This window comes from Pontibacter pamirensis, from assembly GCF_010015475.1.
GTDB lineage: Bacteria > Bacteroidota > Bacteroidia > Cytophagales > Hymenobacteraceae > Pontibacter > Pontibacter pamirensis.
Map to the genome: position 1 here is coordinate 1 of NZ_SSNI01000110.1, position 1,271 is coordinate 1,271.

Genomic DNA, 1,271 nt, shown 5'->3' on the forward strand with positions numbered 1-1,271 from the left:
TGTCGGCTCCCCAACTTTAGAACTACCTTGGAGTATAATTTTCAACAAATTTAAATTCACTTCTGCTACCACTACTATGGGTGTTCATTGTGGGTAACCCGAGAGGGTTATCCACTGTGAACGCCCTGCGCGTTTGCTCTGGCGTACTCCACCGGGCTCATCCCTTGCAGGCTGTCATGAGGGCGGAGGTGGTTGTAGTCCTCCAACCACCTCTGGGCTATCTGCCTGACCTGGTCGAGGGATTCGAACAGGTGCGCATCCAGCACATGCTCTCTGAAGGTGCCGTTGAAGCGCTCGATGAAGGCGTTCTGCGTCGGCTTGCCCGGCTGGATGTAGACGAACTCAATGCCCTGCATCCGGCTCCACTCCTCCGTCAGCGAGGCAACGAACTCCGGCCCGTTGTCCATCCGGATGCGCTTTGGCTTCTTCCGTCTCTTTATCAGGTGATTCAGCACCCACACCACCCGGTTGCTCTTCAAAGAGAAGTCAACCTCAATGTGCAGGGCCTCCCGGTTGTAATCGTCCATCACGTGGAATGAACGGAATTTCCTTCCGTTGGCCAGGGCATCGCTCATGAAGTCAATCGACCAGGTGTGGTTCGCCTCATCAGGCACCTGCAGGGGCTCCTTTACCCGCTCGGGCAGCCGCTTTTTGGCTTTCCTCCGGATGCTCAGCCCGATGTTTTTGTAGACCCGGTGCATCCTTTTGTGGTTCCAGGGCTTGCCTTCCCTGCGCAGCCGGTGGTAGGCTTTCCAGAAGCCCTCCCTCGGGTGCTGCTCAGCCTTTTGCCGGAGCGCCTGCTCTACGGCAGAGTCGTCTTTTTTACTCTTGTAGTAGTAGACGCACTTGCTCAGCTTAAGCACACGGCACGCCCTGCTGATGCCTACCTCTGGCAAAGAGGCCATTTCCTGAGCTATCTGTCGCTTCTGGCAGGGCTTCAGAGCTTTTTTTCGATAATATCTTTGGCTACTTTCAAATCCAGGGCCAGCTCGGCGTACATGGCCTTGAGGCGGCGGTTCTCTTCCTCCAGCTCCTTTAGCCGCTTGAGCTCGGTGGCGTCCATGCCATTGTAGCGCTGGCGCCACTTGTAGAAGGCAGCCTGGCTCACGCCGTGCTCCCGGCTAATTTCGGCTGCGCTCTTGCCATCCTCAAACTCCTTCAGAATTTTGGCGATTTGCTGTGGGGTAAATGTCTTTCTCTTCATAAGTAACTGTTCAAAGTTAAAGGTTTTTCTCTACTTCAAAACAGTTCTATTTGCAGGGGAGCTGACA

The 1,271-nt window shown here is 54.7% G+C and carries 1 protein-coding gene; it reads right to left on the reverse strand.

Going from position 1 to position 1,271, the window contains the following annotated elements:
• Positions 1–107: 107 nt before the first annotated feature.
• Positions 108–1,204, reverse strand: a protein-coding gene (locus E1919_RS27145; RefSeq protein ID WP_162056529.1) for an IS3 family transposase whose coding sequence is annotated in 2 segments (ribosomal slippage) — positions 108–943 and positions 943–1,204 — 1,098 coding nt in all. Because the reading frame shifts where the segments join, the coding sequence is not laid out codon by codon here.
• Between the last annotated feature and the right edge of the window lie 67 nt (positions 1,205–1,271).